The organism is Methylophaga sp. UBA2012 (assembly GCF_002335235.1).
GTDB classification, from domain to species: Bacteria; Pseudomonadota; Gammaproteobacteria; order Nitrosococcales; family Methylophagaceae; genus Methylophaga; species Methylophaga thalassica.
The window spans coordinates 38714-45390 of the sequence record NZ_DDCG01000007.1 but is presented as its reverse complement, the minus strand read 5'-3'; the positions used below and the strand labels follow the sequence as shown (position 1 = coordinate 45390).

The 6677-nt window shown below is 59.3% G+C and carries 4 protein-coding genes; all 4 read left to right on the top strand.

Features of this window, described 5'->3' with window-relative positions:
• On the top strand, positions 1–1480 hold a 1480-nt coding region (gene ftsH / locus B2248_RS06620), incomplete at its 5' end, for an ATP-dependent zinc metalloprotease FtsH (protein ID WP_286722503.1).
• A 167-nt stretch (positions 1481–1647) separates the two neighbouring features.
• Entirely contained in the window at positions 1648–4464 is a 2817-nt protein-coding gene (locus B2248_RS06615) for a sensor domain-containing protein (protein WP_273178485.1), read from the top strand.
• Positions 4465–4607: 143 nt separating this feature from the next.
• Positions 4608–5078 carry a phosphate-starvation-inducible PsiE family protein gene (locus tag B2248_RS06610; RefSeq protein WP_273178483.1) on the top strand — a complete coding sequence of 157 codons (471 nt, stop codon included), beginning with the start codon at positions 4608–4610 and terminating at the stop codon, positions 5076–5078.
• 291 nt (positions 5079–5369) lie between these two features.
• Complete coding sequence (locus B2248_RS06600; protein ID WP_273178481.1) at positions 5370–6524, top strand: S1C family serine protease; 1155 nt, start codon at positions 5370–5372, stop codon at positions 6522–6524.
• Positions 6525–6677: the final 153 nt, after the last annotated feature.

Sequence of the window (6677 nt, the reverse complement as noted above, 5' to 3'; positions counted from 1 at the left end):
CTTCCTGAGCATCGGCAAGAGCCGTGCCAAGGTATTCATGGAGAAGAACACTGGCGTGACCTTTGCCGATGTCGCTGGCGTCGATGAAGCCAAGGCGGAGTTGGTTGAGATCGTCGATTTCCTCAAGAATCCGCAGGAGTATGGACGGCTCGGGGCGCGCATTCCCAAGGGCGTGTTGCTGGTGGGCCCGCCCGGCACCGGCAAGACATTGCTGGCCAAGGCTGTTGCCGGCGAGGCGGCGGTGCCCTTCTTCTCCATCTCAGGCTCGGAGTTTGTCGAGATGTTCGTCGGCGTGGGTGCGGCCCGTGTGCGCGACCTGTTCAAACAGGCGCGCGGGCAGGCGCCGGCGATCATCTTCATTGATGAACTGGATGCTTTGGGCCGCGCACGCGGTGTCGGAGGACCGACCGGCGGACACGACGAGCGTGAGCAGACGCTGAACCAGTTGCTCACCGAAATGGATGGCTTCGACAGCTCGGTCGGGCTGATCATCCTCGCCGCCACCAACCGCCCCGAAATCCTCGATCAGGCCTTGCTTCGCGCCGGTCGCTTCGACCGTCAGGTGCTGGTGGACCGGCCCGACAATAAAGGTCGCCTGGATATCCTGAAGGTCCATGTCAAGAAGATCACCCTGGCCCACGGTGTAGATCTGGAACAGGTGGCGGCGCTAACCACCGGCTTTTCCGGCGCTGATCTGGCCAATCTCGTAAACGAAGCAGCGCTGAACGCGACGCGGCGCAAGGCGCAGGCTGTGGAACTGCAAGACTTCACCGCCGCCATCGAGCGCATCGTGGCCGGCCTGGAAAGGAAGAACCGTGTGCTCAATCCGAAGGAGCGGGAAACCGTGGCCTATCACGAGATGGGGCATGCGCTGGTGGCGCTGGCGCTGCCCGGCACCGATCCGGTACACAAGATTTCCATCGTTCCGCGTGGCATCGGTGCACTCGGCTACACCCTGCAGCGGCCCACCGAAGACCGATTTCTGATGACACGTGCCGACCTGGAGCACAAGATCGCCGTGCTCCTGGGAGGGCGTGCGGCTGAGAAGCTCGTGTTTGGCGAGCTGTCCACAGGGGCTTCAGACGATCTCGCGCGGGCCACCGACATCGCCCGCGACATGATTACGCGCTTCGGCATGGATGAAGGCTTGGGATACGTTGCTTTTGAGGCACAGCGGCCGCGTTTTCTTGATGCGCCTGAACTGGTACAGGGTGGCTGCCGGGTAGCCGAATCGACTCAGGCACGCATCGACCAAGCCATCCGTGACATCGTGATGGATGTGTTTGATCGTGCATACCGAATTCTCGAAATTAACCGAGAAGTGCTGGAGCGGTGCGCGCGCGAACTACTCGCACGGGAAACGCTGGATGAATACAGCATCCGGCAACTGACGCAGGGGCTACAGCTCGAACCCCCATGTCACAGCGGCCCAACTGCCGGAGCCATGACTTCCTCTGCGTCCCAAGGACCCACCTCATGAGTAACAGCATTCATATCGTCTACCCACACTGCTTATCAGCTGTTCGACCCTTGCAGAAAGTGCGTAGCCGCGATGCATAGCGACCCCAGCCACACAATCTTTGACGAAATGCGCTCCGAGTTGCAGAAACTTTGGAACCTCTGTTTCCCCCATAAGGAGCGTCACCTTTGAACGAGACGCCTCAAATCTCAGCCCGACACGGTGGCCAGATTAACCAGAATGCCCATTTTGGCAGTTGGTATCTCGATCTTGGCTCGCAACTCCTCACTTGCTCCGATGAAGCCTGCCGCGTGCTCGGCCTGGATGTTGGTGCGCCAATAGCCTTCGAGCGATTCCTGCAGTGCATTCACCCTGAAGACCGCCCCCTCTTCGATAGGGCATGGGATGCTGCCATGTGCGGAAAGTCCCTTGATCTGCAGTATCGCATCGTCAGCGGAGGGCAGGTTCGCTGGATACACCTGCGGGCAACATTCAAGGGCGACGCCTCTGGTCGGCCCAGAGCGGCAGAGGGGACGGTAGAGGACGTCACCGATCTCAAGAGGATCGAGCAGGCGCTGAACTCTATGCGCCTACAGCGAGAAGAGTTGGCCAGCCACGTTCCCGGTATGCTTTACCAATACCGTCTTCGTCCGGACGGCAGCTCGCACTTCCCTTATGCCAGCGCGAAGATACGGGAAATATACGGGGTTGCACCGGAGGATGTTGTCGAAGATGCCACTCCGGTGTTAGCGGCGCTCCATCCTGAAGACCGCGACCGTGTGCATGAAACCATACAGGCGTCGGGGCAGTCACTCGCGCTTTGGCATGACGAGTACCGGGTGCAGTTTCCAGACGGTCGGGTGATCTGGGTCGAAGGCGAGGCGTCGCCTGAAGCCATGCCTGATGGGAGCATCCTCTGGCACGGCTATATCCATGATGTTACCGCACGCAGAAGATCCGCGGAAGAGCTCCGCCTTGCGGCTAAAGTTTTTGAGCACGCAGGAGAGGGCATCCTCGTTACGGATGCTCAAGGCCACATTGTCAACGTCAATCGGGCGTTTTCCGTGATCACTGGTTATGCGCGGGAGGAAGTATTGGGCCAGACACCCCGTCTGCTCGAGTCCGATCGCTATGACGATGAGTTCTATCAGACCGTTTGGCAGGCTCTGCTTGAGCACGACTACTGGCACGGAGAGCTCTGGTGCCGACGCAAGAACGGCAGTCAGTTTGCCGCGCTGCTGACAATCAGTGCAGTGCCGGATATGCGTGGCAATATCGAGCATTACGCAGCCATGTTTTCCGACATCACAGCGCTGAAGGAGAACCAGCAACAGCTTGAACGCGTTGCTCATTACGACCTGCTCACCGGCTTGCCCAATCGACTATTGCTTGGAGACCGCCTTAAGCAGGCCATTTGTCAGACACGTCGGCGTGGCATGCACCTGGCGGTTGTCTTCATCGATCTGGATGGATTCAAGAAGGTCAACGACCAGCACGGCCACGCAGTCGGCGACAAATTGCTTTCCGTCCTGTCCAGACGTATGACGCAGGTGTTGCGCGAAGACGATACCTTGGCCCGTCTTGGTGGTGATGAGTTTGTCGCTATTCTGCTCGACCTGCCGGATATTTCCGTCAGCGTACCGATTCTCGATCGCCTGATCGAGGTGGCTGCACAGCCCATACCGATTGGTGACGCACTGTGCGAGGTGAGCGCGAGTATCGGTGTGAGCTACTACCCGCAAGGCGAAGATATCGACGCCGACCAACTGCTGCGGCAGGCAGATCAGGCTATGTATCGTGCCAAGCAAGCCGGCAAGAATCGATATCACGTTTTCGATACGGAGAAGGATCGTACGCTGCGCACCCGTCACGAAGGATTTGACAGCATAGAGAATGCACTTGCCAATGGGCAGTTTCTGCTTTATTACCAACCTAAGGTCAACATGCGCACCGGTGAGGTGCTGGGCGCCGAAGCCTTGATCCGCTGGCAACATCCGACGCGTGGCTTGTTATCTCCTGCCTCCTTCATACCGATCATTGAGAACCATCCGCTCGGGATTGACGTGGGGGAATGGACCATCGAGGCTGCGTTGACCCAGATCGAAGTTTGGCGTAAAGCCGGCCTTCATGTACCGATCAGCGTGAATATCGGTGCGCGGCACTTGCTGCAACCGGACTTCATCAGGCATCTACGGGGTATGTTGTCACGACATCCCGGCGCCCAGCCGCAAGACCTTGAACTGGAAATCCTCGAAACCAGCGCCGTGGAGGACTTCGCTCAAGTGTCACAGTTGATGGCGCTGTGCGGGAGGATGGGATTGCGGTTTGCCCTCGACGATTTCGGCAGCGGCTATTCATCGCTGACCTATCTGAAGCGCCTGCCCGCGCACCTGCTCAAGATCGACCAGGGTTTTATACGCGACATGCTCGAGGATCCGGACGATATCGCCATCCTGGATGCGCTACTGGCACTGGCAAGGTCGTTTGGCAGGAACTGCATCGCGGAGGGCGTCGAATCCATCCAGCATGGTGAAATGCTGCTGCGTATGGGATGCGAGTGGGGCCAGGGTTATGCCATCGGGCATCCGATGCCGGCGCAGGAATTCGAGCAATGGCTACACACCTGGCAGGTACCCTTATCCTGGATGGGATTCAAGCCTGACAGTCGCTCCTCGCTGCCCGTGCCGTTCACATACGCCGACCACCGGGTCTGGATTTCCCAGATGATCGACTATCTGTCAGGTAAGACCCAAGTGCCGCCTCAACCCGAAGCACTCCAATACTGGCGGGATCAAAGTGGCCGCCCTACGTTCTTCGGCAAGGACCCCGATGATCAGGTCGATGTCCTGCATCAGAGCATCCAGCAGTTAGCGCACACCCTGAGTGAAATGAAAAATGCCGGCCGTGTCGAGGCATTGAGGGCTGGCATCGACAAGTTGCAACATTTGCAGGCGGATCTGCTGGGATTGCTGCCGCCAGACCAGAAGCCGGATGCAAGAGGCTGATCCACCCATCGGCGGCGCCACTGGCGCGCAGGACATTATGCGCTGGGTGGCTTCGCAATTGCCTCGGCAATCCAGGTGTAATCGGGTCGTCTTCTCGGACTCCCCGTTCCATTAACGTTTCATTGAAAGAGAGAGCAACGCTTATGCATAAAGAATCTGGCCACACGACCCTTGACGAGATGCGCTCCCAGTGGCGGTTGATGACGGTTTACGAGCGCTTCGAGCAGGTCGTCGCCCTCGTTCTGTCGGCGGTAATTGCCGTCATCATCGTGGTGTCGCTGTTCCAGCTCATCGCTATCGTCTTCACGCTGCTGGTCCTCGATGCCTTCAATCCCCTGGATCACAAGGTATTCCAGAATGTGTTCGGCATGATCATGACGCTCCTGATCGCGATGGAATTCAAGCATTCGATCGTCAGAGTGGCGCTGCGTAAGGAAAGCATCATCCAGGTCAAGACCGTCATTCTGATCGCGATCCTAGCACTGGCCCGCAAGTTCATCATCCTTGGCCCCGACGTTGATCCTGCCAAAGTGGCCGCCCTGGCGGGGACGATACTGGCCTTGGGTCTGACCTATTGGCTCATGCGTGAACGCGACGACCGGAAGACCGAGTGATTGAACCATGGCTCTTAATAGTCTAGACGGTCGACACGATGCTAGGTCGAGGCACCGCTGGCTCAATCGCTTTCAAACCGTGTTGCTGGTTTTTACCCTACTGATCGAACCTGTCGTCCCCTCCGCGACGACCTTGCGCCTGTATGGCGCCCGTCCCTTGCGCAGCAATGAAGCCCCTGTAATCTGGTCGTTGCTGCGAGCACTTATGCCAAGGTCGTTCGCCCCGATGTGCCCAGCACGCCGGGGCCTGAGCGGCCTTTGGCGCTAAATCACTCGAAAGGAGCCTCCGTCATGTCTTTCCCCGGTCCTTACCCACAACGCCCAGCTCCGGATCATTTCGTCCGGCGCTGGCTCGTCATCACAGCATGCGTTGCAGCACTCATGCTGTTCTGGCAGTTCCTGCCCGCCATCGAAGCCTGGTTCAGCCCGCGCCAAGCTGCTGAGCGCACCGTCACGCCGCGTGGCGATCTGGCCGCTGACGAACAGGCCACCATCGAACTGTTCGAAAAATCACGCGCCTCGGTGGTCTACATCACCACCGCGCAGCTGGTGCGCGACGTCTGGACGCGCAATGTCTTCTCCGTGCCCCGTGGCACGGGATCGGGCTTCATTTGGGACGACGCCGGCCACGTGGTGACCAACTTCCACGTGATCCAGGGGGCATCGTCTGCCACGGTCAAACTGGCCGACGGTCGCGATTATCAGGCTGCGCTCGTTGGCGCCAGTCCTGCGCACGACATCGCGGTACTCAAGATTGGCGTCGGCTTCAAGCGCCCGCCGGCGGTGCCGGTGGGCACCAGTGCCGATCTCAAGGTGGGGCAAAAGGTCTTTGCCATTGGCAATCCCTTCGGGCTCGACTGGACGCTCACCACTGGCATCGTTTCCGCGCTCGACCGCACGCTCGACGGCGAAGGTGGCGGCCCTGCCATCGATCACCTGATCCAGACCGACGCCGCTATCAACCCCGGCAATTCCGGTGGCCCGCTGCTCGATTCGGCTGGGCGGCTGATCGGCATCAATACCGCCATCTACAGTCCGTCTGGCGCCTCGGCCGGCATCGGCTTTGCGGTGCCGGTCGATACCGTCATGCGCGTGGTGCCGCAACTCATAAAGACCGGCAAGTACATCCGTCCGGCGCTGGGCATCGAGGTGGATGAGCAGCTCAACGCGCGTCTGCAGGCGCTGACCGGCAGTAAGGGCGTATTCGTATTGCGCGTGACGCCGGGCTCGGCGGCGCACAGAGCCGGGCTCGTCGGCGTCGAGGTCACCGCAGGCGGTATCGTGCCCGGCGATCGCGTTATCAGCATCGACGGTATCGCCGTCGACGACGTCACCACATTACAGGCCCGGCTAGACGACAAGAACGTTGGAGATGTTGTGGTCTTGTTAGTGGAGCGAGCCGGCAAGACTCGCGAGATGCTTGTGGAACTACAACCGGGAGTTTGATGGAAAGTGGGTCATGGATCTGCACAGCGAAGGAGCGCGACGGTATCACGCCAGCGACCAAGGCGCTGACACCGGAGCAGCAACGAATACAGGAGCTTGAAGCTCGCGTGAATCGGTTAGGGCGGGAAAAATCGATTCTAAAAAAGACTACAG

Excerpts from the sequence above, each read along its gene's own strand:
- B2248_RS06610 (WP_273178483.1), top strand. The coding sequence starts at position 4,608 with ATGCATAAAGAATCTGGCCACACGACCCTTGACGAGATGCGCTCCCAG.
- B2248_RS06600 (WP_273178481.1), top strand. The coding sequence starts at position 5,370 with ATGTCTTTCCCCGGTCCTTACCCACAACGCCCAGCTCCGGATCATTTC.